Source organism: Catenuloplanes japonicus (assembly GCF_000717135.1).
GTDB lineage: Bacteria > Actinomycetota > Actinomycetes > Mycobacteriales > Micromonosporaceae > Catenuloplanes > Catenuloplanes japonicus.
Window position 1 is genome coordinate 13,495 of the sequence record NZ_JNXY01000019.1, and the last position, 25,193, is coordinate 38,687.

Sequence of the window (25,193 nt, forward strand, 5' to 3'; positions counted from 1 at the left end):
GATCCAGGCGTCGTTCACGTCGTCAGGACGACGTGAACGACGCCCATCAGGGCGTCAGCCGGCGACGCGGAGCAGGCGGGCGGAGAGGTGCGGGGTGAGCGGCAGGCCCTCGGCGGCCATGTCGTACGCGTAGAGCAGCGCGCCGTCGACGATGCCGAAGAGCCGGTGCCCCGCGGTCACCTCCTTGGCGGTGGACGTGCGCACGACCAGGTCCGTCACCAGCTCGAGCTGGGTGGTGCCCTTGGTCTTGCCCAGGTACATCTCCATGATGCCGGTGGGGCTGGTCATCAGCGCCTCGACGTCGTCGGTGATCCGGTCGTTCACCACCACCGGGCGCCACCAGCCGATCTCCCGGCCGGCCGGGCGGATCGGCTTCGCGTCCTCGTCGATGATCCACGCACGTGACTCGAAGGACAGGAACGGACGGCCGTCGTGGCTGATCCGCACCTCCTGCGCGAAGTGGAAGTCGTCGCCCTCGAGCGTCGGGTAGCCGCCCTGGCCGCGACCCCGCCACACGCCCACGTAGGGCAGCAGGCCGAGCAGGTGCGGGTGCAGGTCGGGCCCGCTGCGCAGGTTGTGCGTCTCCTCGTACGGGTACGCGTACTCCACCGGCGCGAGCGAGGCCCACGGCGGGAGCAGCGGGTTTTCCGACGTCTTGTCCGGCGATGTCACCAGCGTCCCCTTGATATGCGAACTGCGAGATAGACGAGCCCGCCCGCGAGCGCACCGAAGCCCGCCACCAGCAGGCTGACAAACCCGATCTCCGTAACCATGACCGGACCATCCTATGCTGACCGTCATGGCCCGATCTCTCGTCATCAAGGTGACCGCCGGCGCGGACTCCCCGGAACGCTGCGCCCAGGCCTTCACGGTCGCCGCCACCGCGGTCGCGGCCGGCGTCGACGTCTCGCTCTGGCTGACCGGCGAGTCAGCGTGGTTCGCGCTGCCGGGCCGGGCCGCCGAGTTCCGGCTCCCGCACTCCGCGCCGCTGCCCGACCTGCTCGACGCCGTGCTGGCCGGCGGCCGGGTGACGCTCTGCACGCAGTGCGCCGCGCGCCGGGACATCGGCACCGAGGACGTGATCGAGGGCCTCCGCATCGCCGGCGCCGCGGTCTTCGTCGAGGAGTCCCTGACCGAGGGCGCTCAAGCGCTGGTCTACTGAAGGTCGTCGCTTCGTTCCTCCGGCTCGGCGCGGCTCCCGGCGGTGTCAAAATCTCCCTGGGGGAGTGTCGCCACCTCTGGTCGCCCGTGCCTCACGGAGTCGTGGCCGCTTCGCGTGGGGCGTCCGCCCGGTGCGGCACGTATGCTCGGGCGGTGTCCGAATCATCGCTGGCCGAGATCCTGCGTGAGCGTGGACTGCGGCTGACGCCGCAGCGGCAGCTGGTGCTGCAGGCTGTCCACGAGCTGGCGCACGCCACGCCGGAGCAGATCCACAACGCGGTCCGCGAGGTCGCCGCCGGGGTCAACATCACCACGGTCTACCGCACGCTGGAGCTGCTCGAGGAGCTCGGGCTGGTGCGGCACACGCACCTGTCGCACGGCTCCCCGACGTACCATCCGGCCGGCCACGATCAGCACATCCATCTCGTCTGCCGGCACTGCGGCGCGGTGAGTGAGATGGACCCCATGCTGATGGCGCCGCTGGCCGATGAGCTCGCGCGCGAGAAAGGATTCACCGTGGACGTCGGACACGTGGCCCTCTTCGGCACGTGCGCCGATTGCGGCGACGCCGCGGGTCACGCGGCACACAGGGGGAAGTAATGCTGAACGTGCCGGGCGCGGTCGGAATCCGGGAGCTGGACGACTCGGTCCCGGACGCGCAGGGTTTCACCGACGTGGCCGCGCACTACGGCGACCCGTCCCGGGAGCAGCGGACGCTCGACACCGAGGCCGGCATCGTGGACCGCTCGCACCGCGGTGTGCTGGCCGTGCCCGGCGTCGAGCGCGCGAGCTGGCTGCACTCGATCTCCACGCAGCACCTGGCCGACCTGCACGACGGTCAGGGCACCGAGCTGCTGATCCTCTCCCCGCACGGCCACGTCGAGCACCACGCGGGCGTCGCGGAGACCGGCGACACGGTCTGGCTGGACACCGAGCCCGCCTCCACCGCGGACCTGCTCACGTTCCTGACCAAGATGGTCTTCATGACCCGGGTCGAGCCGCGCGACGCGACCGCCGGGCACGCCGTGCTGTCGCTGGTCGGACCGCGGGCCGCGGAGGCACTGGCCCGGCTCGGCATCACGGATCTGCCGTCGCCGTCCGTGCAGCCCGTCCCCGGCCCCAAGTTCCCCAGTGGAGCCTTGAAACCCCAACCCACCAGTGGGTACGCGGTGCGCCCGCTCCCCTCCGGGGGCTTCGTCCGGGCCGGCCGTCTGGGCTACGACCTGGTGGTGCCGCGCGAGGGCGTGGCCGCGCTGGTGAGCGCGCTCGGCGTACCCCCGGCTGGTCTGTGGGCCTATGAGGCGCTGCGGGTGGCGGCCGGCCTGCCGCGGGCCGGTTTCGAGACCGACCACCGGACGCTGCCGAGCGAGGTCGGGCTGATCGAGCCCGCGGTCCACCTGGACAAGGGCTGCTACCGCGGTCAGGAGACCGTGGCCCGCGTGCACAACCTGGGCAAGCCGCCCCGGCGCCTGGTGCTGCTCCACCTGGACGGCATCAGCTCGGACACGCCGCCGCCCGTGCACGCCCCGGTGACGAACGAGGCCGGTAAGCAGATCGGCTTCGTCGGCACCGCCGTGCGCCACCACGAGCTGGGCACGATCGCGCTGGCCGTGCTGAAGCGCAACACGCCGGACGACGCACCGCTGCGGGTGGGCGAGGCCGCGGCCGCGATCGACCCGACGGTCAGTCTGTGAAAGGCGCGGCGGAGTACCGGAAGGTCGGCGGCACGCTGATCACCGTGGCCCCGACCGGCGCGGAGTCCCGCAAGGCGGACGTGCCCGCGCTGCCGGTCACGCTGGACGAGCTGCTGACCACGGCCAAGGAGTGCGTCGCGCTCGGCGCCGCGATGATCCACGTGCACATCCGGGACGGCCAGGGCGAGCCCACGCTCGACCTGGGCCTGCTGCGGGAGACCGTGGCCGCACTGCGCGCCGAGACGGACCTGATCGTGCAGCTCTCCACCGGTGGCGCGGTCACCGACCCGGAGGACGCACGGCGGGCCGTGCTGGAGGTACGCCCCGAGACCGCGTCGCTGACCATGGGCACGGTCAACTTCGGCGACGCCGTGTTCCTGAACCGGTGGGACTTCATCGTGGACCTGCACACCCGCATGCAGGAGCGCGGGATCATGCCGGAGTACGAGATCTTCGACCTCGGCCAGCTGCACACGCTGCGGCGGCTGCTGGAGAAGCACGGGCTGCCCGCGAACGGCCACGTCCACCTCGACCTGGTGATGGGCGTGCCCGGCGGCATGGACGGCACCACCGAGTCCGTGGCCGCGTGCCTGGCCGCGATGCGCGACCTGCCGGAGGGGCTGACGTTCTCCGCGACCGGCATCGGGCGCACCACGATCCCGGTGATGCTGGCCGCGCTGTCGGCCGGCGGGCACCTGCGGGTCGGTATGGAGGACACGCTGACCTACGGCCCGAGCCGGCCCGTCGAGTCGAACATGCAGCTGGTGGCGCGGGCGGTGGGCTTCGCTCAGCTGGCCCAGCGCCCGCCCTGCACCCCCAAGGCAGCGCGCACGCTGCTCGGACTGGGCTAGCCCCTCAGCGCGCCCAGGAACGACAGCACGATCCGGTTGACGTCCTCCGGGCGTTCCAGCGGGGCCAGGTGTGCCGCGTCCGGGATGTCCGCGAGGCGGTGCGCGTTCGGGATCTCGGCGGCCAGCCGGTCGGCCAGGCGGCGGATGTCCGGCACGTCCGCACCACCGGCCGTGACCAGCGTCGGCGGGCGCACCTCGTTGAGCCGGTAGGTGGCGACCGGGTTCAGCTGGTGCACGTCGACCTGGCCCAGCGCGGCCTCGGCGGCGAGCGCGCGCCGGTCCATCCGCCAGGCGAAGTCCAGCAGGTCCGGGTCCATGGTCTTGAGGTCGCGGCCCGGCCCGACCACCCAGAACCGGACCTCGGCCTCGGCCATCGCGTCCACGTCGTCCGTGCCGACCTCGGCGGCCAGCGCCTCCCACAGCTCGTCGACCTCCTCGGACCACTCGTGGCCGGAGAGCGCGGAGCCGATCAGCGCGAGCCCGGCCACCCGGTCCGGGTACGCCAGCGCGGTGTCCACCGCGACCGCGCCGCCGAACGAGCAGCCGACCAGCACGGCACGCTGGACGCCCAGGTGGTCGAGGAGCGCGACCACGTCGTCGTGGTGGGCGAACGGCGTACGGGTCAACGTGGACTCACCGTAGCCACGCAGGTCCAGACGGATCACCCTGTGCATCACGGAGAGCGGTCCGACCTGTTCCCGCCACATGCGCCGATCGGCGATGCCCGCGTGCAGAAGAAGCACGGCAGGGCCGGTGCCGTCGTCGTCGTAGGCGAGACTCGCCCCGGAAAGATCAAGATAAGGCACCTTGCGACAGTAGGCCGCGTCGATGCGCGCGGCAATGCGAGTTCTGTCTACGTTCCGTGACTGCCATGTGAGGGTGCTAACTCCAGCTAGCGTTTTGCTTGCAACAGCTAGCACCCGGAGCTACCGTCGATGGCATGGCACCGGCAGACCTCCCGCGGGACATCGGCGGATTCATCCGCGACATGCGACACAACGCGAAGATCTCGCTCCGGCAGCTCGCGGAGCAGGCCGGCGTCAGCAATCCGTACCTCAGCCAGATCGAGCGCGGGCTCCGCAAGCCCAGCGCGGAGGTGTTGCAGCAGCTCGCAAGCGCGCTGCGGGTCTCCACCCCGGCCATGTACCTGAAGGCCGGACTGCTCGACGGCGAGGGCGCGGGCGTGCTGGAGGCGATCGCCGGCGACCCGGACCTGTCGATCGCGCAGAAGCAGTCGCTCAGCCAGATCTACGACACGTTCCGCCGTGAGAACGCGCGGGAGGCCGCGGAAGCGGCGGCTGCTGAGGCTGCCGCGGCAGCTTCGGAAGCGGCCGAGGCAGCTTCACCGGCAGAAACCGACAAGACGGACACGGCCGCCACGGACGGCGACGCGGCCGAGACAGCGCCCCCGGTCAAGACGGCGCGGACCACGACTACCACCACCACTGCGGAGGAGACGTCATGACGACGAACCAGCCCGAGACCACCAGCGCGCCGACCAGCACCCGCATCCCCACGCCGCTCTACGCGGTGGCCGGCGCCGGCGACCTGGCGTACCAGCAGCTGCGCAAGCTTCCCGAGGTCGTCGCCGAGCTGCGTGAGCGCGTCCCCGGCGCGGTCGCGGAGCTGCGCACCCGCGCCGAGGAGCTGAACGGCCGCCGGGACGAGTTCCGTGCCAAGGCCGCCGAGGGCATCAAGGTCGCGCAGGCCCAGGCCGGCACGCTGCGCACCCGGGCCGCCGGCCCGGACGGCGAGGTGGCCAAGCTGACCGAGGCCGCGAAGCGCAACGCGGCCGCGCTCGTCGCCGCCGCCCAGTCCGGCGCGCAGGTCGCGCAGGAGCGGGCGGTCAGCACGTACACCGCGCTGGTCGCACACGGCGAGCGCGTGGTCGGCTCCGGCGTGGTGCAGGCCGCGGACACCGTCAACGCGGACATGGAGGCCACCGAGGCCCCGGCCGAGGTCACCGCGACCCCGGCGGACGTCGCCGCTCCGGCTGCTCCGGCTGCTTCGGCGCCGCGCAAGACCAAGAAGGCGGCTCCGGCCGCTGAGTGACGCAGCGTGCGCGAGGCCCGTTACCCGGGCCTCGCGCACGGCTACGGCTCCCCGGGGAACGCTCTAAGCTTCAAGGCATGGCCGAAGCCCCGTTGTTCTATCTGGTCGTCCTCATGGTCATCAACCTGGCGATCCTCTTCCTCGCGCTCATCGTGCTGGGCGTCTCGTTCGTGCACTGCCTGACCCAGCGGGCGGACGCGTTCCCCGCCATCGGCACGCTGCCCAAGGGCGGCTGGCTCGCGATCCTCGGTCTCAGCATGGTCTTCTGCCTGCTGCTGCAGGGGCAGACCATCTTCCAGATGATCGGCATCGCGGCCGGCATGATCTACCTGCTGGACGTCCGGGTCGGGCTGCGCGACCTCTCCGACGGCAAAGGCTTCTGGTGAGGGACTTCCGCTGGCCGCCCCGGCCGGACGGCGGACCCCGCACCTACGGCCCCGGGCCCACCGCGCCGCGCAACGGCCGGCCCACGCTCCCCGAGCCGCCGACCGACGTCGTCGGCACCCCGCACGGGGTACGCCTGGAGCGCCTGATCAGCGGCGTCGGCGAGCCCGCCACGGTCTTCGCGCACGGGCTCGCCGGCAGCATCGCCGCGACCCGGCCGCTCGGCAGCGCGGTCAACGGCCGCCGCGTCTTCTTCCAGTTCCGCGGGCACGGGCGCTCCGAGGCGCCGGCCGGGCTGTGGGACTACGGCGACCTCGCCCGTGACCTCCGGGCCGCCGCCGACCTCTCCGACGCCACCCGCGCGCTCGGCGTCAGCATGGGCGCGGCCGCGCTGGCCCGCCTGCTCGCGGAGAGCCCGGCGCGCTTCGAACGCGTGGTCTTCTTCCTGCCCATCCCGATCGGCGAGCCACGCGGCGACACTCTCCGCGAACGGATCGAGACGCTGATCGCCACCGTGGAGGAGGGCGACCTCGCCGCGATCGCGGAGGCGGTCTCCGACGAGCTGCCCGCCCCGGTGCGGAACACGCCGGCCGGCTGGGGATACCTCCGCCAGCGGGTGGAGCAACTCTCCCGGGACGGCGTCGCCGCGGAGCTCGCCGGGCTGGCCGAGGCCACGCCGGTGCCCGACACGTCCGCGCTCGCCGCGGTGACCGCCCGCGCGCTGATCATCGGCGCGCGCAACGACGAGCTGCATCCGGTCGAGGCCGCCGAGGAGCTTGCCGCGCTGCTCCCGCACACGGAGCTCCACATCTACGACCGCCCCGGCCCGGTCTTCACCCACCGCGCCGACCTGCGGGAACGCATTTCCGGCTTCCTCAATGAGACTGCGTAACCTTTCTGCCTGTTTCGCGGTGATTTGGGTGTGAAGCTGTCGCCGAGGGTCGTGTTCCTTGCCGTCGTGGTCTGCGGTCTGCCGTCCGCCATCCATGTCGGCTGGCGCCTGGGCGGCCTGCCGTCGCTCGGCCCGGCCGGAGTCGGGCTCTTCGGCAAGGCACCCGAGGGCAGCCCGCCACCCAGCGCGGTCGCCACCTGGGGCACCGCGCCGGCCGGCACCGCGCCGCAGCCCGGCGCCGCGGCCGGCAGCGAGGTGGCCACGCCGGCCCCGGGCACGCCACCGCAGATCGCACCGCCGACCGGCACGCTGCCGGTCCCGCCGCCGGCGACCGGCACCACCTGGTCCCCGCCCGGATCGGCCACGCCCACCGCGCCGGCCACCACCACGCAGCCGTGGCCGACCGCGACACCGACCATGCCGGCCGCGACCGAGCCCCCGACCGGCGAGCCGGAGGCCACGTTCTCACCCGAGCAGCCCGGCGAGGAGATGCCGTCACCGGAGAGCACCCCGGAGTCACCGTTGTCGGACGAATCCTCGGAGTGGTCGCGGGACTGGTCGCGGGACTGGTGACGCGAAGCCGGGAGGCCGCCCACCACCACGTGCCGCTCCCCGACCGGCACGCCGGCGGACCGGGCACCGCGGTCGCCAGCCGTGCGGGCCGGGAGGCGGGGATGGCGCGGTGGGCTTAGGCTTCCAGACCGTGACGCATCCGCAGCCGCTCGGTCCCGACGCCCGGCCCCCGATCACCGCGCACCCCGCCACCGGCGGCGCCGTCCAGGAGTTCCTCGCGGGCTTCCGGCTGCTGCTGCGCGGCCTCGGCCTCTACGTCAGCAACCCGCGCCTGATGCTGCTCGGGCTGATCCCGGCGCTCATCTCCGGCGTGGTCTACCTCGCCGCGTTCGGCACGCTCTTCTACTTCATCTCGGACATCGCGGCCGCGATCACGCCGTTCGCGGACGGGTGGGAGGAAGGTCTCCAGGAGGTCGTCCGGCTCGCGGTGGCCGTGGCGGTGCTCGGCGTCGTCGTGCTGGTCGGGATGCTCACGTTCACCGCGATCACGCTGGTCATCGGCGACCCGTTCTACGAGAAGATCTCCGAGGCCGTGGAGAATCGCTACGGCGGCGTACCCAATGAGATCGATCTGCCCTGGCACACGTCGATCCGGCTCAGCCTGGCCGACTCGATCCGCCTGATCGGCCTGACCGTCCTCTGCGGCATCCCGCTGTTCCTGCTCGGCTTCATCCCGCTCATCGGCCAGACCGTGGTCCCGGTCGTCGGCGGCCTGGTCGGCGGCTGGTTCCTCGCGATCGAGCTCTCCGGCTTCCCGTTCTACCGCCGCGGCCTGCGGCTGGCCGACCGCCGCCGGGTGCTGCGCGCCCACCGCCCGGCCGCGCTCGGCTTCGGCGTCGGCGTCTTCGTCTGCTTCCTGATCCCCCTCGGCGCGATCCTGGTCACGCCGGCCGCGGTCGCCGGCGCGGCGCTGCTCTCCCGGCGCGCCCTCGGCTTCCCGATCGAACACGGCGGCCAGCGCGTCAACTGACGTTTCAACGGCCGGTCTCGGGCACGCAGGGCCTCGGACCGCGCAGGGCCGCGCAGGCCGCCGGACCGCGCAGGCCGCCGGACCGCGCAGGCCGCCGGACCGCGCAGGCCGCCGGACCGCGCAGGCCGCCTCGGGCGCTCCGCGCCCGAAATTTCACCATTTAGCGGTGCGCTGCCCATCACCGCGCCGTCGCTGGCCTCGCCGCCTGGATCCGGGGTGTGCCGGACCGGCCTGGGGGCCGCGCTAGATCTCGATGGCGAGCTGGCCGTCGACCACGCGCGGGATGACCGGGTCGGACGGGTTGCGGGAGGTCGCGGCGGACAGCGCGCCGGCGAGGCTTCCGGCGGTGGCCAGCTGGCGGAGCGTGACCGCGGTCGGCGGCAGCAGCGTCCACTCCCCCGTGGCCTGACGGTCCAGCGCGGCCTCGGGCGTCACCCAGGCCGCGTCGTCCGACTCCGCGGTCATGACGCTCGGGTCGGCACCGGGCGGCAGCGGGGCCAGGTAGAAGTACGTGTCGAAGCGGCGGGGCTCGAACTCCGGCGTGATCCAGCGCGACCACGGCGTCAGCGCGGCCGGGTCCAGCAGCACGCCGGACTCCTCCGCCACCTCACGGGCCGCGGCCTCCGGGGGCGTCTCGCCGGGCTCCGCGCTGCCCCCGGGGAACGCCCACACGCCGCCGAACACGAGCGCGGAGGCGCGGCGCATGACGTACACCCTCATCGGCTCCTCGGGTTTGATCATCACGACCGTGGCGGAAACGCGGGGCACGACCGGCGCCTCCCCGGAATCGGCGAAACGGCGCAGCCGGTCGATCATGGGCGCGGGCAGGGGCCACAGCTCAGCCATTCCGCGACCCTAACCCGCCGCGGGGTCGGATAGCGTGCGTGGCATGACTGATCGACCCGTTCGCTGGGGGATCCTGGCCACCGGCGGCATCGCCGGCGCGTTCGTCTCCGACCTGAAGCTCATGCCGGACGCGGAGGTCGTGGCCGTCGGCTCGCGGTCGCTGGAGTCCGCGCAGGCGTTCGCCGGCAAGCACGGCATCCCACGCGCCCACGGGACGTGGGCCGAGCTGGCCGCCGACCCCGACGTGGACGTGATCTACGTGGCCACGCCGCACTCCGCGCACTTCGAGGCCACCAGGGTCTGCCTGGAAGCCGGCAAGGCCGTGCTCTGCGAGAAGCCGTTCACGCTGGACCGGACGCGCGCGCAGGAGATGATCGACCTGGCCCGCGCGCGGAACGTGCTGCTCATGGAGGCGATGTGGACCCGCCTCAACCCGGTCGTACTGAAGGCGGTGCAGCTCGTCCGCGACGGCGCGATCGGCGAGGTCACCACCGTGGCGTCGGACTTCGGCGTGTCCGGGCCGTTCGCGCCCGAGCACCGGATGCGCGCACGGGAACTGGGCGGCGGCGCGCTGCTCGACCTGGGCGTCTACCCGATCACGATCGCGCACCTGTTCCTCGGTCTGCCCGACCACGTGCGCGCCTGGGCCAAGGTCGGCCCCGAGGGCACCGACGAGAACACCGCGATCATCTTCGGGTACGACCGGGGCGCCGTCGCCACGCTCACCTGCGGCATCCTCGGCACCACCCCGAACAGCGCGGTGATCAGCGGCAGCACCGGCCGGATCACGCTGCACGACCCGGCGTTCGTGCCGCGTGCGCTGACCCTGCACCGCGACGGCGCGGAGCCGGAGGTGATCGCGGAGGACTACGCCGGCATCGGCTACCACTTCGAGGCCGCGGAGATCCACCGGTGCCTGCGTGGCGGGTTGACGGAGAGCCCGGCGGTGCCGCACTCGCTGACGCTGGACATCATGGGTCTGCTCGACGAGGTGCGCGGGCAGATCGGCGTCTCGTACAGCTGAGGGATGTCGCAGCCGGGGAGCACGTCGCCGCGATTGTCGGGTGCGACGTGCGTTCCGCGGGCGGCTTCGTCCTGTTTCTGCGGGGGTGGCGCGGTCTCCTCTCGGTCAGGCGGTGGGCGGGAGTGGGACCCGCCCACCGCGCAGGGGATCAGCCGAACACGGGGGCTACGACGAAGTAGGTCAGGCAGGCGATCAAGGCTGCGGCCGGGAAGGTCGTGACCCAGGCGATGATGATGTTGCCGGCTACGTTCCAGCGGACGGCGGAGAGGCGTTTTGTCGCGCCGACGCCCATGATCGCGCTGGTGATGGTGTGGGTGGTGGAGATGGGGGCGTGCAGGACCAGCGCGTTGAAGTAGAGGACGCTGCTGGCCACGGCCTCGGCGGCGAAGCCCTCCGGCGGACGCAGGTCGATGATCTTGCGGCCGAGCGTCCGTATGATGCGCCATCCGCCGGCGTAGGTGCCGGCGGCGAGCATGGCGGCGGACGTCCAGAAGACCCACTCCGGGATGTGGGTCTTGTCGTCGGCGAAGCCGCCGGTGTAGAGCGCGAGCACGATGATGCCCATGGTCTTCGCGGCGTCCTGCATGCCGTGACCGACGGACATGGCGGCGGCGGACGCGGTCTGCGCCCAGCGGAAGCCGCGGTTGAGCTTGGACGGCTGGCCCCTCCGGAAGGTCCACAGCAGCGCGATCATGACCGCGAAGCCGAGCGCGGCGCCGACCAGCGGCGACAGGACCATCGGGATGAGCACCTTCTCCACGATGTTCGCCCATTGGACGGTGCCGCCGGTGGCGAACAGCGTGGCGCCGACCAGGCCGCCGAAGAGCGCGTGCGAGGAGGACGAGGGGAGGCCGAAGTACCAGGTGATCAGGTTCCAGGCGATGGCGCCGACCACGGCCGCGAAGAGCACGCCGAGGCTGGCCACGCCGGTGGGCAGGTGAACCAGGCCGTCGCCGACGGTCTTGGCGACGCCGGCGCCGAAGTGGGCGCCGATGAAGTTGCCGACCGCGGCCATCGCCAGCGCGACGCGCGGCGTGAGCGCCCGGGTGGACACGCTGGTGGCGATCGCGTTGGCCGCGTCGTGGAAGCCGTTGGTGTAGTCGAACACCATGGCCACCGCGATCACGGCGATCACGGCGATCAGCTCGGGGCTCATGCCGGGCTCCCTGTCACGCCACGGTCACGACGGGACCGGCGCCGGGCCGACGACGCGCTCATGACTCCTTGACCGCGATCGTCTCGACGGTGTTCGCCACGTGCTCGAACGCGTCGCAGGCGGCCTCCAGCTCGTCCGCGACCTCCTTGAGCTTGAGCACGGTCAGCGCGTCGTACTCACCGGAGAAGAGGCGGACGAGCAGCATCCGGTACGCCCGGTCGCCGTCGTTCTCCAGGCGGTTGCACTCGATCCAGTACTCCTCGAGGTCCTTCATCGCCTTCAGCCGCGGCATCGCGTCCGCGGTGAGCTTGGCCTGCTGGTCCAGCACGTTGACCAGCTCGTGCAGCTCGCGCGGCAGCGCCGGGAGCTTGGTGAGGCCGTAGAGGTAGAGCAGGTTGCCGACCGCCTCGAGGTGGTCCATCACGTCGTCCAGCTGCGACCCGAGGGAGTAGATGTCCTCGCGGTCGAACGGGGTCACGAACGTCGAGTTGATCTTCTTGTAGAGCTCGTGCGTGATCGCGTCGCTGTCGTGCTCGATGTCGGTCAGCCGCTCGCTGACCGACTGCACGTCGACGCCGGGCAGTGCCAGCTCGTTCAGCAGTGCCGTGCCGCGCACCAGGTTCTGCGCGGCTCGGGTGAAGAGCTCGTAGAAGACGCCCTCGACAGGACGGAAGGAAAACTTCACGGAGTGGACCTCGCTGCATCGGGCCGATGTCCTGCGGCCTGGTGGTGTTAGAGCCGACAGGACGTTGATCCTGCGCAGGTGATGCTAAGGAACCCACCTCGAAGGTGAACCCTCGGATACCACATGCATCACGTCATTCAAGTGCCGTTCACCATCTATTAACTTTGATCGGTCAATGATCAAACCCAGCGTGACATTTCAGGCACATTTCGTAGACTACGGCGCTTCCGCCGCGACCACCGGCCGTCTGGGGCGACGGGCCGTGCGCAGGTAGCGGGCCAGTCCGGCGAGATCAATGTCACCGATCAGGTCCACGCCGGCCGTCGCGAGCTCGGCCCAGCACGCGGCGCGGATCCGCCTGGTGCGGCGCGGCACGCCGAAGAGGCGTACCCGCCGCCCGTCCGCGTGCGCCTGCCGGACCAGGTCGTGCAGCAGGTAACGCTCCTCGGCCGGGATCGGCTCCTCGCCGTCCCACCCGAACCGCCAGGACCAGTGCTCACTCACCATCGGCACCAGGGCCGCGGGCGCGTCGTCGCGGCCGACGTCGTCGAACGTGCCGTCCGCGAAGAGGTGCCGTCCCGGATCCGCGGCCAGCACCTCGCGGACCTCGGGCCCGCCGGAGACCAGCACGGTGACCGCGCCGGGCACCACCCGGCCGCTCACACAGCGCGTCACCAGACCGGCATGCGGCGACACCTCCTCGTGCAGAAGACCCAGAAGATCCCGCACGGGTACGCCCGCGGGCAGCTCCAGCACCAGCCCGAACGGCGGCGTCGGCCCGTGGTGCACTCGCCCGCCCCGGCGTCGCGCCCGGTCCAGCAGCGGGCGCAGCACCACCCTGCCGAGCGGACGGCCGCGTACCTGCGCCCGGCCGTCCGGTCCCACCTGCACCGGGATGGAGGCGCTGCCGTACCCCCGGCGCAGCGCCGCGCCGAGCGGATCACGCCGCCGCGGGTCGAGCAGCGCGTGACTGCCCGGCAGGTAGGGGCGCGGGCGGCGGAGCATCGCCAGCCCGAGCGCGGCGGCACCACCGGTTCCGGCCAGGCCGACCAGCCCGCTGGCCACCGTCGACACGCTTCCCGTCATAGGGATAAATAGTACGAAAGGTATCCCCGGTAGCGGGTGACAAACTGGACCGGCTGACATCTACGGGGGAGGCAGCGCGTGACGGATCTCGCCACCGAGTTCGAGGCCGAGCGGGACCACCTGACCTCGGTCGCCTACCGCATGCTGGGCAGCCGCGCCGAGGCCGAGGACGCGGTGCAGGACGCCTGGCTGCGGTACGCCTCGGCCGACCGCGCCCAGATCCGTGACCCGCGCGGCTGGCTGACCACCACCACCGGCCGTATCTGCCTCGACGTGCTGCGGTCGGCCCGGGTGCGCCGGGAGGCCTACGTCGGTCCGTGGCTGCCCGAGCCGATCGTCGAGCGACTGCCCGCCGTCGACACCGACCCGGCCGAGCGCGCGGCCCGCACCGACCAGGTCGGGCTCGCGCTGCTGGTCGTGATGGAGCGGCTCACGCCGGAGCAGCGGGTGGCGTTCGTGCTGCACGACATGTTCGCGGTGCCGTTCGACGAGATCGCCGGCACGCTAGGCGTCTCCGCGGCGGCCGCGCGGCAGCTCGCGTCCCGGGCCCGGCGCGCGGTCGCGGACGGCGGTCCGAGACACACCGCCGGCCTGGCCGAGCAGCGGCGCGTGGTGCAGGCGTTCCTGGCCGCGGCCGACCGTGGCGATCTGCGCGGCCTGATCGCGGTGCTCGACCCGGACGGCGTGGCGATCAGCGACGGCGGCGGGCACGTCACCGCCAGCCGCCGCCCGGTGCTCGGCGCGGAGAAGGTGGCCCGGTTCGTGGCCGGGCTGTGGGGCCGCCGGGAGGACCGGATGGACCGGCTCCGGGTGGAGCCGGTCCTGGTCAACGGCGACTTCGGACTGCTGATCGAGGGGGCCTGGGCGGACGGGCGGCCGTACCGGCAGGTCGCGTCGTTCGCGGTCACCGAGGGCCGGATCACCGGCTTGTTCAGCCAGCTCAACCCGGAGAAACTGGCTCGCGTTCAGACGGACAGCTTCTCGCTGGAGCGCCACGCGGCGCCGAGCGAGGTCTTGCCGTTGGTCCGCAGCAGCGAGCCCTCGTAGAGCCGGGCCGCGATGACCAGCATCCCGGCCGCGGCCAGCGCCAGCACGCCCAGCGAGGCGAACGGCTCCCAGCCGGCCGCGTCGCCGGTGAACAGCCGGACCGGCATCGCGATCGGCGCGGAGAACGGGATGTACGACATGATCGTCATCGCCGGCTTGTTGTCGCTGAGGAAGATCGTCCCGAAGAACGGCAGCATCACGGCCAGCTGCACCGGCGTGGAGACGCTGTTGATGTCCTCCTGACGGCTGACCAGCGCGCCGGCCACCGCCCACATCGCGGCCAGCAGCACGAACCCGACCACGAAGAACGGCAGGAACCAGGCGATCGCGGGGGCCAGCAGGTTCAGCAGGCTGACGCCGTTGTCCTGCTCGCTGCCGGACAACCGCAGGCCGGCGATCGCGACCAGCGCGAGCAGCCCGATCTGACCGAACGCCAGCAGCGCCCCGGCCAGCACCTTGCCGGCCAGCAGCACCCGTGGCGGCACGCTGGACACCAGGATCTCCACGATCCGGGTCTGCTTCTCCTCGGTGACGCTCTGCGCGATCTGCAGGCCGAACATCAGGGACGTGAAGAAGAAGACCATGGCGAAGAGGTACGGCACGAGGAACGCCAGCCCCGGGTTGATCGCGTCCGGGTCCAGCAGCCGGACCTCGGGCGAGACGCTCAGCGCGGACACCACGTCGCCCGGCTCGTCGTCCAGCGCCAGCACCACGCCGCCGACCAGCGCGGAGTCGACGTCGCCGTCCCGGACCAGGCGCTCCGCCTCGGCCGCGTCCGCGACCTCGCGCACCTCCAGGCCGGCGGCGGTGAGCTGCTCGGTGGCGGCGCCGGTGACCACGGCCACGCTGGTCGCGCCGCCCCCGATCAGCGACGGGACGACCGTGCCCAGGATCGCGAAGACGAGCAGGAAACCCGTACTGATGAGGAACGTCTTGTCCCTGATCTTGACCTTGAGCTCGCGCGCGGTGACGAGTCGCGTCGCCTCCCAGTTGGACAGCTGACGGCTCATCGGGTCACCTCTCGGAAGATCTCGGCCAGCGTCGGCACGACGGGGCGGAAGGTGCGGACCGGGCCGCGGGCGAGCGCGTCGCGCAGCAGCTCCTGGTCGTCGGCGCCGTCCTCCAGCTCGACGACCGCGCGACGGCCGTCCAGATCGGTCAGCGTGGTGCCGGGACGGTCGCGCAGCCAGCCCAGGTCGGAGTCGACGGCCAGCTCGAACTGGCGGCGGGCGTACTGGTCGCGCAGCGCCTCACGCTCGCCGGCCGCGCGGATCGTGCCGTCCGCGATGATCACCAGGTCGTCGCAGAGGCGCTCCACCACGTCCAGCTGGTGGCTGGAGAAGAGCACGGACGCGCCGGCCCGCGCGCGCTCGCGCAGCACCGTGACCACGTTGTCCACCGCCATCGGGTCCAGACCGGAGAACGGCTCGTCGAGCACCAGCATCTCCGGACCGTGCACCAGCGCGGCCGCCACCTGGGCGCGCTGCTGGTTGCCCAGCGACAGCGTCTCCAGCTTGTCGTCCGCGCGCTCGGCCAGGCCGACCCGCTCCAGCATCTCGTCCGCGCCGCGCTTGGCGTCCGCCGCGCTCATCCCGTGCAGGCGGCCGAGGTAGACGACCTGCTCGCGGGCGGACATCTTCGGGTAGAGGCCGCGCTCCTCCGGCATGTAGCCGAACGACTGGCGCTCCGACCGGGTCAGCGGGCGGCCGTCCCAGGTCACCTCGCCCGCGTCCGCGGCCAGCACGCCGAGGATGATCCGCATCGTGGTGGTCTTGCCGGCGCCGTTCGCGCCGACAAAACCCGTCATCCGTCCCGCGGTCACGTCGAACGAGACGTTCTTCAGCACCTGCCGACCGGCGAACCCCCGGTCGACCGCGCTCACGCTGAGCACCTTCGTCATGCCTGCAACGCTATTGGCCGAAGATCTTCCTCGCGTCCGGCGCGCGGCGGATCGCGCGTGTCACCCGCCCGAGGGACCCGGGGCCACCACGCCGTGCTCGTAGGCGAACACCACGGCCTGCACCCGGTCGCGCAGACCGAGCTTGGCCAGCACCCGGCTCACGTGCGTCTTCACCGTGGCCTCGCCGAGGAACAGCCGCTCCGCTATCTCCGCGTTCGTGCAGCCGCCGGCCAGCAGCACCAGCACCTCGTTCTCCCGGGGCGTCAGCTCCCCCAGGTCGGCCTTCTTGGGCGGCGCGGTCTCCCCCGGCCGCGCGAACGTGGAGATCACCCGGCGGGTGAGCTGCGGATCCAGCAGCGCGTCGCCGCGGGACAGCACGTGCACGGCGTCGATCAGCGCCTCCGGCGTGCCGGTCTTGAGCAGGAACCCGCTGGCGCCCGCGCGCAGCGCCTCGAACAGGTAGTCGTCCCGGTCGAACGTGGTCAGGATCAGCACGGCCGGGCCGTCGCCTCCGGTCACGGCCGTGATCCGCCGGGTGGCCTCCAGACCGTCCACACCGGGCATCTCCACGTCCATCAGGATCACGTCCGGGTGCAGCTCCGCGGCGCGCGTGACCGCGGTCAGGCCGTCCGCCGCCTCGCCGACCACCTCGATGTCGTCCTCCGTCTCCAGGATGACCCGGAAACCGCTGCGCACCAGGTGCTGGTCGTCGGCCAACAGAACGCGGATCATGCCGCGACCTCCTTGCTCAGGGGAAAACGGGCGCGGACCCGGAAGCCGCCGCCGTCGCGCGGGCCGGTCTCCAGCACGCCCTCGTGCGCCGCGACCCGCTCCCGCATGCCGATCAGGCCCATGCCGCGCGCGTTCGGCGTGCTCAGCAGCCGGCCCTCGTCCGTCACGTCGACCTCCAGCTCCCGGCTCAGGTAGCGGATCCGTACGTCCACCGCGACCGGACCGGCGTGCTTGAGCGTGTTGGTCAGCGCCTCCTGCACGATCCGGTACGCCGCGACCGACACCGACTCCGGCACGGCGCCGGCGTCGCCGTACACACCGTGCTCGATCCGCAGGCCGGCCTGGCGCGAGCTCTCCAGCAGCGCCGGCAGATCCTCGATCTTGTGCACCGGCGGCGCGGTCGCCTCCGCGTCCGTCGCCCTCAGCACGCCCAGCATCCGGCGCAGCTCGTCGACCGCGGTCCTGGCGCCCTGCTCCACCGCGGACAGCGCGGTGCGTGCCTTGTCCGCGTCCTTCTCCAGCACCCGGCGCGCGGCCGCGGCCTGCACACCCATCACGGCGACGTGGTGCGCGACCACGTCGTGCAGCTCGCGGGCGATGCGGACGCGCTCGCTCAGCACCGCGCGCTCCGCCTCCTTCTCCTGCGACCGGCGCAGCTCCTCGGCGCGCTCGACCAGCAGGTGCCGGCTGAACGCGGCGTGCCAGCCCTGGTCACCGAAGTAGTACGCGAATCCGAAGTAGAGCACGTTGATCAACAGACTGGTCATGATCGACGCGAGCAGCGGCGGCAGCGGGCCGGCCGCGGTCGAGAACGCGTTCGGCGGCAGATCCGGCAGCTCAAGCGCTATCGCGATGCCCAGCCAGGCGAACATGGCGACCGTGACGCCGACGCGTGAGATCTGCGACCAGCGCCGGTTGCGGCTCCAGGCGCCGGCCGTGTAGATCGCGGTGAAGAGCGCGATCTGGGACAGCTGCGGTTCCTGGGCGTGCCGGAACTGACTGCCGATGTAGGCGGCGGAGATGACCAGCATCACCACCTCGGGGAAGCGGCGGCGCCACATCAGCGGCGCGGTCACGGCCACCGCCCAGATCACCTGCTCCAGCCTGGACGGCGGGTTGTCGAAGACCTGGAAGCCGGTGCTGGTGGACAGCACGAAGCTGAACGTGCTCCCCACCATCGCGGCGATGCCGATCAGGATGTCGTTGCGCCGTTGATCGGCGGTCGGCTCGGGCCGCCGCCATTCGTCCCCCGTGGTCGTCGTCACGCGCCCAGTCTGGCGGACGTGCGCGACAACACCAAGATCACGTGACCAGCGCCAGCCACTTCCGGTACGCGGAGGCGAACGGCTCGGTGCCGTCCCCCAGCGCGCCCATCAGCCAGTCCGCCGCGAGATGCGACTCACGGACCAGGTCCTCCGGGTAGCCGAACCGCTCCCGGTGCTCCTCGAACTCGTCCTCGTCGCGCAGCTCCACCAGGCCGGTCGCCCGGCGGCGCACCACGTCCAGGTCGAGGTCTATGAGGTGGACGGTGTCGCCCTCCCACCGCGCGCGCGTGGTGATGTCGCAGTAGACCTCACTCGTACGCGGAGGCGGGTTGAACATGCCGGTCCAATACGCGCTGTGCGGGACGAGCAGCACGAACGGGATACGCTCCACCGACGCGCGGCCGTGGTAGATGCTCGGCGTACCGGCCGTCACACCCAGCCAGACCCCGAGGTCGTCCTCGGTGAGCCGACGCGCGGGGTAGTCCCGGTGTGCGGTGCCGTCGTACTTCTGGTAGACCACCCGGACCACGTCTGACATGAGCGCACCTTAACCGATGCGATCGACGAGTCCGCGCGATCATGGCAGGGGTCGGCAGGACGTTGCAGAAAGTTGCGCAAATTGACGACAAGTCGTATCCGTGGCGCGTTTTACGGACACCGGGGGCAGGGAAACGTCGGTGGCTCCCGGTACCGTTCCCCGGGTGACGAACGCTTCCCCCTCGCCCTCCCCGCGCCAGCGCAAGAGCCGCGAGCGTGCCGGCGAGCTGCTGGCCGCCGCCGTCGGCGCGGTCCCCGGCGGCTCCTCCCGTGAGGGCCAGGTGCAGATGGTCGAGGCGATCGCCGACGCCATCGCCGACAAGGAGCACCTGCTCGTCCAGGCCGGCACCGGCACCGGCAAGTCGCTGGGCTACCTCACGCCCGCGCTGATGGTCGACGGCCCGGTGGTCGTGTCCACCGCCACGCTCGCGCTCCAGTCCCAGCTGGTCGACCACGACCTGCCCCGGCTCGCCAAGGCCGTCAAGCCGGTCCTCGGGCGGGAGCCGTCGTTCGCCGTGCTCAAGGGCCGCCACCACTACCTCTGCCTGGCCCGGTTGGAGAATTCGCAGGAGGACGAGCCGGAAGAGGCCGCGCTGATCGACGCCGCCGATGTGGGACGCGCGCCCGCCCCCGGCTGGCTCGGCGAGTCCGGCAAGCTCGGCAAGCAGGTCGAGCGCGTGCACGAGTGGGCCATGGAGACCGAGACCGGCGACCGTGACGAGCTCGACCCCGGCGTCGACGACCGCGTCTGGCGGCAGGTGTCCATGCCCGCGCGCGAGTGCGTCGGCGCGGCCCGTTGCCCGTACGGGGACGAGTGCTTCGCCGAGGCCTCCCGCGCCCGCGCCCGCGAGGCCGACGTGGTCGTCACCAACCACAGCCTGCTCGCCGTCGACATGCTGGCCGGCCGGCACATCGTGCCCCCGCACAAGCTGCTGATCATCGACGAGGCGCACGAGCTGGCCGACCGTGTCTCCTCCGCGTCCCAGGCCGAGCTCACGCCGGAGGCGATCACCGCGGCCGCGCGGCGCTCCCGCCCGGTCATCCAGCCCGACGTGCTCACGTCGCTGGTCGAGGCCGGTGACGCGCTCACGCTCGGCCTCGCCGAGGCGCCCAGCGGCCTGATCACCGGCGAGCTCCCGCAGGCGCTCGCGGAGGCGTGCACGCTCCTCGGCGCCGCCACCCGCCGCGCGCTCGAGGCGATCGGCGACGTCAAGTCCGACGACCCGGACCCGGTCCGCAAGCAGCAGGCCAAGGCCGTGCTCGACGAGATCGGCAACACCGCGACCCGCCTGCTCGAGGGCAGCGACCACGACGTGGCCTGGGTCGAGAAGCACGAGACCGGCACCCGGCGCGCGCTGGTCGTCGCGCCGCTCTCCGTCGCCGGCCTGCTCTCCGAGACGCTCTACGAGGAGCGCACCGTCGTCGCCACCAGCGCCACGCTCGCGCTCGGCGGCCGCTTCGACCTGGTCGCCCGCTCGCTCGGCCTGCCGCTCGGCCCGGTCAAGCCCACGCCGATCGCGGCCGCCGCGGCCGAGGCCGCCCGCCCGGCGAACGCCGCACCTAAGCCGCCCGCGCCGGTCGAAGGCCCCGGCTGGCGCTCGCTCGACGTCGGCTCCCCGTTCGACTACACCAAGCAGGGCATTCTCTATGTGGCCGCCCACCTGCCACGACCCGCCGCCTCCGGCCTCCCCGAGGCCGCCGGCGAGGAGCTGCTCAAGCTGATCACCGCGATCGGCGGCCGCACGCTCGGCCTCTTCTCGTCCCGCAAGGCCGCCCAGCAGGCCGCCGACCTGGTCCGCGCGAAGACCTCGATCCCGGTCCTGCTCCAGGGCGAGGACGCGTTGCCGGTCCTGGTCCGCCGCTTCCGCGCGGAACGGGACAGCTGCCTCTTCGGCGTCATGTCGCTCTGGCAGGGCGTCGACGTCCCCGGCGACGCCTGCCAGCTGGTCATCATCGACCGGCTCCCGTTCCCCCGCCCGGACGAGCCGCTCTCCGCCGCCCGCTCCGCCGCCGTCGACTCCACCGGCGGCTCCGGCTTCACCTCGGTCAGCGTCCCGATCGCCGCCATCCGCCTCGCCCAGGGCGCCGGCCGCCTCATCCGCGCCTCCGGCGACAAGGGCATGGTCGCGGTCCTCGACTCCCGCCTCGAAACGGCCCGCGGCTACGGCGCCTTCCTCCGCAAGACGCTCCCCCCGTTCTGGTACACCACCAAGCCCGACATCGCCCTCGGCGCCCTCCAGCGCCTCGCCAAGTCGTAATCCTCTGCGCCTGGGCCGCGTCTCGCGTGCGGCCCAGGCTCCTCCCGCCGACTGATCACTCAGTCACATCGTCACCGGCTCAGGGCGACCCGCAACAGGTGGCGCTCTGCGCCACCGGCCAGTGATCCAGGCGTCCCTCATGCTGTTAGAACAGCATGAGGGACGCCTGGATCACTGAAGCAAGCTCGTGGGCCGCGCCCAATTTGCGGTCGCCCCAAGGGCAAGATCAAAGACACAGAGGCATTTTTCCCATTTCGCGGTGGTTGCGATCCGCACGCTCCCGCGGGCACCGGTCGTCGCTGGCGCTCCTCCCTTCCACTGCCGCGGGTGGCCAAGCTCAACCCAAACCCCGCCCGCACGCACCGCCCCGGTCAACCTCCCATGATCAGGGCGTCCCCCATGTTGCTAGAACAGCATGAGGGACGCCCCGATCATGGAGGGGCACTCCGCGCAAGCGGGCACTCCGCGCAAGCGGGCACTCCGCGCAAGCGGGCACTCCGCGCAAGCGGGCACTCCGCGCAAGCGGGCACGGGAGGGCACTCCGCGCGGGCACGGGACGCGCCTCGCGCAACGCGCGCACGACGGAAGCCGCGTGCTCTTCCCCGTGCCGCGCGGAACCGGCTCCGACGCCGGGAGGCAAGCGGAGCGCCAGCGAAGTCTTGGCGGACGGCGAGGTTTGCCCGCGGGAGCAACGCTGCCGCACCACGCCGGAAGCGGGAAATGACCTGGACCTTGAAGTTGATCTTGATCTTCGCGAAGCGGGCGAAGGACCACCCGGCACAAAGCGCGACAGGGCCAGGGCTGGGGTCTCCCAAGCAAGCTTGCGCACCCGCGGGAGCGAACGGGCCACATCCGGAAAAATCCGCTTTTAAGGGGTGTTCGGGGTGACGACTACCGCATCCGGTGGGACCTCGGGGCGGCGGTCGGTGGTGAAGCGGCGGACGGCCGTGTTGAGGACCGCGATGAGCGGGACGGCGACCAGCGCGCCCGTTATTCCGGCCAGGACCACGCCGGCGGCGATGCCGATGATGACGGCCAGCGGGTGGATGGCGACGGCACGGCCCATGATCAGGGGCTGGAGGATGTGGCCCTCGACCTGCTGGACGCCGATCACGACGCCCAGGATGATCAGGGCGGTGACCCAGCCGCTGTCGACCAGCGCGACCAGGATCGCGACCGCGCCGGAGACGGTGGCGCCGACGATCGGGATGAACGCGCCGAGGAAGACCAGCGCGGCCAGCGGGAACGGGAACGGCACGTTGAAGATGAAGAGGAACAGGCCGATGCCGACCGCGTCGATGAACGCGACCAGCACGGTCGCGCGCACGTAGGCGACCAGCGTCTGCCACGAGGCCTCGCCCGCGTCCGCCATCCGCCAGCGCGCGTTGACCGGGAACAGCCGGACGCCGAAACGCCAGATGTTCCGGCCGTCGCGGAGGAAGAAGAACGTCGAGAACAGCACCAGCAGCGCGCCCGTGAACAGCTCGAACACGGTCGCCGCGGTGGAGACCGCGCCGGTGGTGAGCGCCTGCGTGTTCTGGTCGAGCCACTGCTGGCCGGTGGTGAGCGCGGTGTTGAACTGCTGGTCGTCGAGGTGGAGCGGGCCCTCGCGCAGCCAGGTCTGGATCTGGCGGATGCCGACCGTGGCGTTCTGGCTGAGCTCGGGCAGGCCGTCGACGAACTGGGTGACGACCATGGTGAGCGTGCCGACGACCGCGCCCAGGCCGGCGACCAGCACGAGTCCGGTGGCGAGCGAGCGCGGGAAGCGGAGCTTGAGCAGCCAGCCGACCGCGGGGGTGAGCAGCGCCGAGAGCAGCAGCGCGATGGACAGCGGGATGACCACGATGCGGATCGTGCCGAAGAAGCGGAGCAGCACGTACCCGATCACGCCGACCACGATCAGGCGCCAGGACCAGGCGGCCGCGAGGCGCAGCGCGTGCGGGACCTCGGCGTCGTCGCGGCTCATCGTGGTCGCGTGGACCTCCGGAGCCGGCTCGGGCTCGTCGAGCGGCGGTTCCGCCACGACGGGCTCGGGCGGTTCCTGGATCGAGGACTCGTACGCGCGCCGGAGATTGCGCCGGATCCTGCTCAGTCGTCCCACAGCCACCTCCTGACCGTAACCCTTGATCACTGTCGCACCCGCGCGCCAGGCCCGGAGCTGCGCGGGTAGCGTCTGGAAGCGTGAACGACGACGCCAAGCTGCCGATCAGGCTGCTGCACGACCGCGTCCTGGTCCGCCTGGACGGTGCCGAGGGCGAGCGCCGCTCCTCCGCCGGGATCGTGATTCCGGCCACCGCCTCGATGGGCCGGCGGTTGTCCTGGGCCACCGCGGTCGGTGTCGGGCCGAACGTGCGGTCCGTCAGCAACGGTGACCGGGTGCTCTTCGACCCGGAGGACCGGTCCGAGGTCGAGCTGCACGGCCGGGAGTACGTGCTGCTCCGCGAGCGGGACGTGCATGCGGTCGCCGCGGAGCGCGTGGAGTCGGACGGGACCGGCCTCTACCTGTAGTACGCCGTGATCGGGATCGGCACCACCGGCGACGCCGGTGCCTCGATCGGGCGGCTCACCCCGTCCGGGAACGTGATGTGGTACCGCTCACCGTCCCAGCGTGCCTGGGGCGTCTGCGGGTCGCGGCCGACGAAGACGGACCGCTCGGCCGAGATCTGCGCGAGCAGCGCGGCCTCCTCCACCTGGGCCGAGCCGATCTTGCTGTAGAGCCCGCGGTCGAGTCCGTCGCGCAGCAGCGCGAGCTTGGTAGCGGAGAACTGGAAGCCCTTCATCGCGCGCAGCCCGGCGTCGCCGGCGACCCGCTTGGCCCAGCGGCGGGCCGAGTGCCGGCGGCCGAGGCTGCTCAGCGTGGCGACCTCGGGCGGGGAGAGCCAGCCGGCCCGCACGTACGCCGGGAGCGCGCGCTCGGTGAGCCGCCCCTCCCAGCCGCGCAGCCAGATCGCGAAGCCGACCGTGCCGAAGAAGACCGGGATCATCAGGCCGAGGTAACCGTAGAGCAGCACGATCGGCTCGCCGGTCGCGACCACCAGCGACGGCAGGATGTTCCACGTGCCGTGCAGCATCATCGCGACCAGGATGCCGGAGATCGGCGCGAGGTAGCGGACCGGGCGCTCCGCGGCACGGGCCGCGACGCCGAGGCCGACGCCGGCCATCGAGGTGAAGAGCGGGTGCGCGAAGCCGGTGAACAGGATGCGCACGATGAAGATCAGGAAGAGTTGCTGGGCGCCGCTGGCCGGGCCGTACTGCTCGTTGCTGGCCGCGTAACCGTGCCCGCCCAGGTAGAGGATGTTCTCCACCATGGCGAAGCCGATCGCGGAGAGCCCACAGTAGACGATGCCGTCCGTGATGCCGGACCACTCGCGCCGTCGCCGCCAGAGCAGCAGCACCGGGCCGAGCGTCTTCATCGTCTCCTCGATGAACGGTGCCACCAGCGTCGCCACCAGGGAGTCGGACAGGCCCCAGCCCTCGAAGAGGTACGACGCGTAGCTGTTCACCACCAGCGCGACGCCGGTCGCCACGAACGCGCCCCAGGCGAAGCAGAACGCGAGATATCCGACCGGCTCCGGCTCGTAACGGTCGAGCCACATGAAGCAGCCGATCAGCACCGGGACCGGCACCAGCGCCGCGATGCTGCCGAGCAGCAGGCCGTCGACGCCGATGTTGAAGCCGAGGAAGACCACCACCGCGATGGCGCACCCGGCGATGAACATGATCATCGCGGCCAGGCCGATGATCCGCCAGACCCGCTTCCGCCGGCTCGGCTCGGGCGCCGCGACCGGCGCGGCCGGCGGGACCTGCTCGGGCCCGTCGATCAGCGGCGGGGAGGGCTGCGGTGAGATCTCCGACATGGGGATCAGCGTATCCAGAAAGGGCTTGCCACGATCACCGAGTGCGTGGCTATTATGGCGGTCAGGTCACGAGTGCCAGCAGATAGCCCCGGCTTGCTGGCCGGCAACCCTCGTCAGTTCGCGGTGGGGTGCCCCGGGTGATGACCGGGCCTGTGCGGAGTCGCACCGGCAAGCGCGGACCCCGTTCCCGACGTGTGCTCGGGGTCCCAGAGACCCCGGAGGT

At 72.0% G+C, this 25,193-nt stretch carries 28 protein-coding genes and 1 riboswitch; of the genes, 14 read left to right on the forward strand and 14 right to left on the reverse strand.

Annotation, left to right across the window (positions count from 1 at the left end; all coding sequences use genetic code 11):
- Positions 1-54: 54 nt before the first annotated feature.
- Both OP04_RS25255 and mtfM read right to left on the reverse strand, forming a co-directional pair.
- A complete protein-coding gene (locus OP04_RS25255) occupies positions 55-672 on the reverse strand; it encodes an FABP family protein (RefSeq protein ID WP_033342331.1) in 618 nt (205 codons plus the stop codon).
- The gene (gene mtfM, locus OP04_RS56515) at positions 669-773 is read right to left on the reverse strand and encodes a small membrane protein MtfM (RefSeq protein ID WP_269746704.1); all 105 of its coding nucleotides are present in this window, start codon (positions 771-773) and stop codon (positions 669-671) included. Before mtfM ends, OP04_RS25255 begins: the two co-directional genes overlap by 4 nt.
- Positions 774-787: 14 nt before the next feature.
- Here mtfM and OP04_RS25260 point away from each other — a divergent pair, with 14 nt between their 5' ends.
- The 4 genes from OP04_RS25260 (at position 788) to OP04_RS25275 (ending at position 3,706) form a co-directional block, all read left to right on the forward strand.
- Entirely contained in the window at positions 788-1,162 is a 375-nt protein-coding gene (locus OP04_RS25260; RefSeq protein ID WP_198153973.1) for a DsrE family protein, read from the forward strand.
- 152 nt (positions 1,163-1,314) lie between these two features.
- Positions 1,315-1,761 (forward strand): Fur family transcriptional regulator, encoded by a 447-nt coding sequence (locus OP04_RS25265; protein ID WP_033342332.1) that lies wholly within the window; start codon positions 1,315-1,317, stop codon positions 1,759-1,761.
- A complete protein-coding gene (ygfZ, locus tag OP04_RS25270) occupies positions 1,761-2,855 on the forward strand; it encodes a CAF17-like 4Fe-4S cluster assembly/insertion protein YgfZ (RefSeq protein WP_033342333.1) in 1,095 nt (364 codons plus the stop codon). The genes OP04_RS25265 and ygfZ overlap by 1 nt, the downstream gene beginning before the upstream one ends.
- Entirely contained in the window at positions 2,852-3,706 is an 855-nt protein-coding gene (locus tag OP04_RS25275) for a BKACE family enzyme (protein WP_033342334.1), read from the forward strand. Before ygfZ ends, OP04_RS25275 begins: the two co-directional genes overlap by 4 nt.
- Here OP04_RS25275 and OP04_RS25280 read toward each other — a convergent pair.
- A complete protein-coding gene (locus OP04_RS25280; protein WP_033342335.1) occupies positions 3,703-4,512 on the reverse strand; it encodes an alpha/beta fold hydrolase in 810 nt (269 codons plus the stop codon). The two genes, OP04_RS25275 and OP04_RS25280, sit on opposite strands and share 4 nt — an antisense overlap.
- 134 nt (positions 4,513-4,646) lie before the next feature.
- Here OP04_RS25280 and OP04_RS25285 point away from each other — a divergent pair, with 134 nt between their 5' ends.
- From OP04_RS25285 to OP04_RS25310, 6 genes are all read left to right on the forward strand, one after another.
- The gene (locus OP04_RS25285) at positions 4,647-5,171 is read left to right on the forward strand and encodes a helix-turn-helix domain-containing protein (RefSeq protein ID WP_033342336.1); all 525 of its coding nucleotides are present in this window, start codon (positions 4,647-4,649) and stop codon (positions 5,169-5,171) included.
- The gene (locus OP04_RS25290) at positions 5,168-5,758 is read left to right on the forward strand and encodes a hypothetical protein (RefSeq protein WP_033342337.1); all 591 of its coding nucleotides are present in this window, start codon (positions 5,168-5,170) and stop codon (positions 5,756-5,758) included. The genes OP04_RS25285 and OP04_RS25290 overlap by 4 nt, the downstream gene beginning before the upstream one ends.
- 77 nt (positions 5,759-5,835) lie before the next feature.
- The gene (locus OP04_RS25295) at positions 5,836-6,144 is read left to right on the forward strand and encodes a DUF2516 family protein (RefSeq protein ID WP_033342338.1); all 309 of its coding nucleotides are present in this window, start codon (positions 5,836-5,838) and stop codon (positions 6,142-6,144) included.
- On the forward strand, positions 6,141-7,034 hold the full coding sequence (locus tag OP04_RS25300) for an alpha/beta fold hydrolase (RefSeq protein WP_033342339.1): 894 nt from the start codon (positions 6,141-6,143) through the stop codon (positions 7,032-7,034). Before OP04_RS25295 ends, OP04_RS25300 begins: the two co-directional genes overlap by 4 nt.
- A gap of 30 nt (positions 7,035-7,064) precedes the next feature.
- Positions 7,065-7,607, forward strand: a complete 543-nt coding sequence (locus OP04_RS25305; RefSeq protein WP_033342340.1) for a hypothetical protein — start codon at positions 7,065-7,067, stop codon at positions 7,605-7,607.
- Between the two features lie 172 nt (positions 7,608-7,779).
- Positions 7,780-8,577, forward strand: coding sequence for an EI24 domain-containing protein (locus tag OP04_RS25310; RefSeq protein WP_033342415.1), 798 nt, complete (start codon positions 7,780-7,782; stop codon positions 8,575-8,577).
- 243 nt (positions 8,578-8,820) lie between these two features.
- On the opposite strand, the gene OP04_RS25315 is transcribed toward OP04_RS25310, so the two are convergent.
- Entirely contained in the window at positions 8,821-9,423 is a 603-nt protein-coding gene (locus tag OP04_RS25315) for an NUDIX hydrolase (protein ID WP_085066755.1), read from the reverse strand.
- Between the two features lie 43 nt (positions 9,424-9,466).
- Here OP04_RS25315 and OP04_RS25320 point away from each other — a divergent pair, with 43 nt between their 5' ends.
- The gene (locus OP04_RS25320; RefSeq protein ID WP_033342342.1) at positions 9,467-10,447 is read left to right on the forward strand and encodes a Gfo/Idh/MocA family protein; all 981 of its coding nucleotides are present in this window, start codon (positions 9,467-9,469) and stop codon (positions 10,445-10,447) included.
- Positions 10,448-10,595: 148 nt separating this feature from the next.
- Here OP04_RS25320 and OP04_RS25325 read toward each other — a convergent pair whose 3' ends face one another.
- From OP04_RS25325 to OP04_RS25335, 3 genes are all read right to left on the reverse strand, one after another.
- A complete protein-coding gene (locus tag OP04_RS25325) occupies positions 10,596-11,603 on the reverse strand; it encodes an inorganic phosphate transporter (protein ID WP_033342343.1) in 1,008 nt (335 codons plus the stop codon).
- Positions 11,604-11,661: 58 nt separating this feature from the next.
- Complete coding sequence (locus tag OP04_RS25330) at positions 11,662-12,288, reverse strand: DUF47 domain-containing protein (protein ID WP_033342344.1); 627 nt, start codon at positions 12,286-12,288, stop codon at positions 11,662-11,664.
- Between the two features lie 216 nt (positions 12,289-12,504).
- Entirely contained in the window at positions 12,505-13,374 is an 870-nt protein-coding gene (locus OP04_RS25335; RefSeq protein WP_063746686.1) for a PI-PLC domain-containing protein, read from the reverse strand.
- Positions 13,375-13,452: 78 nt separating this feature from the next.
- On the opposite strand from OP04_RS25335, the gene sigJ reads away from it, so the two are divergent.
- Positions 13,453-14,421: an RNA polymerase sigma factor SigJ gene (gene sigJ, locus OP04_RS25340; protein WP_063746687.1), complete on the forward strand. Its 969-nt coding sequence runs from the start codon at positions 13,453-13,455 to the stop codon at positions 14,419-14,421.
- On the opposite strand, the gene OP04_RS25345 is transcribed toward sigJ, so the two are convergent.
- The 5 genes from OP04_RS25345 to OP04_RS25365 are packed head-to-tail and all read right to left on the reverse strand — an operon-like array spanning position 14,340 to position 18,856.
- A complete protein-coding gene (locus tag OP04_RS25345) occupies positions 14,340-15,419 on the reverse strand; it encodes an ABC transporter permease (protein WP_033342418.1) in 1,080 nt (359 codons plus the stop codon). The two genes, sigJ and OP04_RS25345, sit on opposite strands and share 82 nt — an antisense overlap.
- 8 nt (positions 15,420-15,427) lie before the next feature.
- The gene (locus tag OP04_RS25350) at positions 15,428-16,321 is read right to left on the reverse strand and encodes an ABC transporter ATP-binding protein (protein WP_033342345.1); all 894 of its coding nucleotides are present in this window, start codon (positions 16,319-16,321) and stop codon (positions 15,428-15,430) included.
- A gap of 60 nt (positions 16,322-16,381) precedes the next feature.
- Entirely contained in the window at positions 16,382-17,053 is a 672-nt protein-coding gene (locus tag OP04_RS25355; protein WP_033342346.1) for a response regulator, read from the reverse strand.
- On the reverse strand, positions 17,050-18,318 hold the full coding sequence (locus tag OP04_RS25360) for a sensor histidine kinase (RefSeq protein ID WP_033342347.1): 1,269 nt from the start codon (positions 18,316-18,318) through the stop codon (positions 17,050-17,052). Before OP04_RS25360 ends, OP04_RS25355 begins: the two co-directional genes overlap by 4 nt.
- A gap of 37 nt (positions 18,319-18,355) precedes the next feature.
- Positions 18,356-18,856: a DUF402 domain-containing protein gene (locus tag OP04_RS25365; protein ID WP_033342348.1), complete on the reverse strand. Its 501-nt coding sequence runs from the start codon at positions 18,854-18,856 to the stop codon at positions 18,356-18,358.
- 286 nt (positions 18,857-19,142) lie between these two features.
- Between OP04_RS25365 and OP04_RS25370 the strand changes: the two genes are divergently transcribed.
- Positions 19,143-21,113 (forward strand): ATP-dependent DNA helicase, encoded by a 1,971-nt coding sequence (locus OP04_RS25370; RefSeq protein ID WP_157240332.1) that lies wholly within the window; start codon positions 19,143-19,145, stop codon positions 21,111-21,113.
- Positions 21,114-21,981: 868 nt separating this feature from the next.
- On the opposite strand, the gene OP04_RS25375 is transcribed toward OP04_RS25370, so the two are convergent.
- On the reverse strand, positions 21,982-23,196 hold the full coding sequence (locus tag OP04_RS25375; protein WP_408606784.1) for an AI-2E family transporter: 1,215 nt from the start codon (positions 23,194-23,196) through the stop codon (positions 21,982-21,984).
- 98 nt (positions 23,197-23,294) lie between these two features.
- On the opposite strand from OP04_RS25375, the gene OP04_RS25380 reads away from it, so the two are divergent.
- Positions 23,295-23,621 carry a GroES family chaperonin gene (locus tag OP04_RS25380; protein WP_033342350.1) on the forward strand — a complete coding sequence of 109 codons (327 nt, stop codon included), beginning with the start codon at positions 23,295-23,297 and terminating at the stop codon, positions 23,619-23,621.
- Here OP04_RS25380 and OP04_RS25385 read toward each other — a convergent pair.
- Complete coding sequence (locus OP04_RS25385) at positions 23,612-24,970, reverse strand: PrsW family intramembrane metalloprotease (RefSeq protein ID WP_051798955.1); 1,359 nt, start codon at positions 24,968-24,970, stop codon at positions 23,612-23,614. The genes OP04_RS25380 and OP04_RS25385 overlap by 10 nt on opposite strands.
- Positions 24,971-25,034: 64 nt before the next feature.
- Positions 25,035-25,151: riboswitch (SAM riboswitch) on the forward strand.
- Positions 25,152-25,193: the final 42 nt, after the last annotated feature.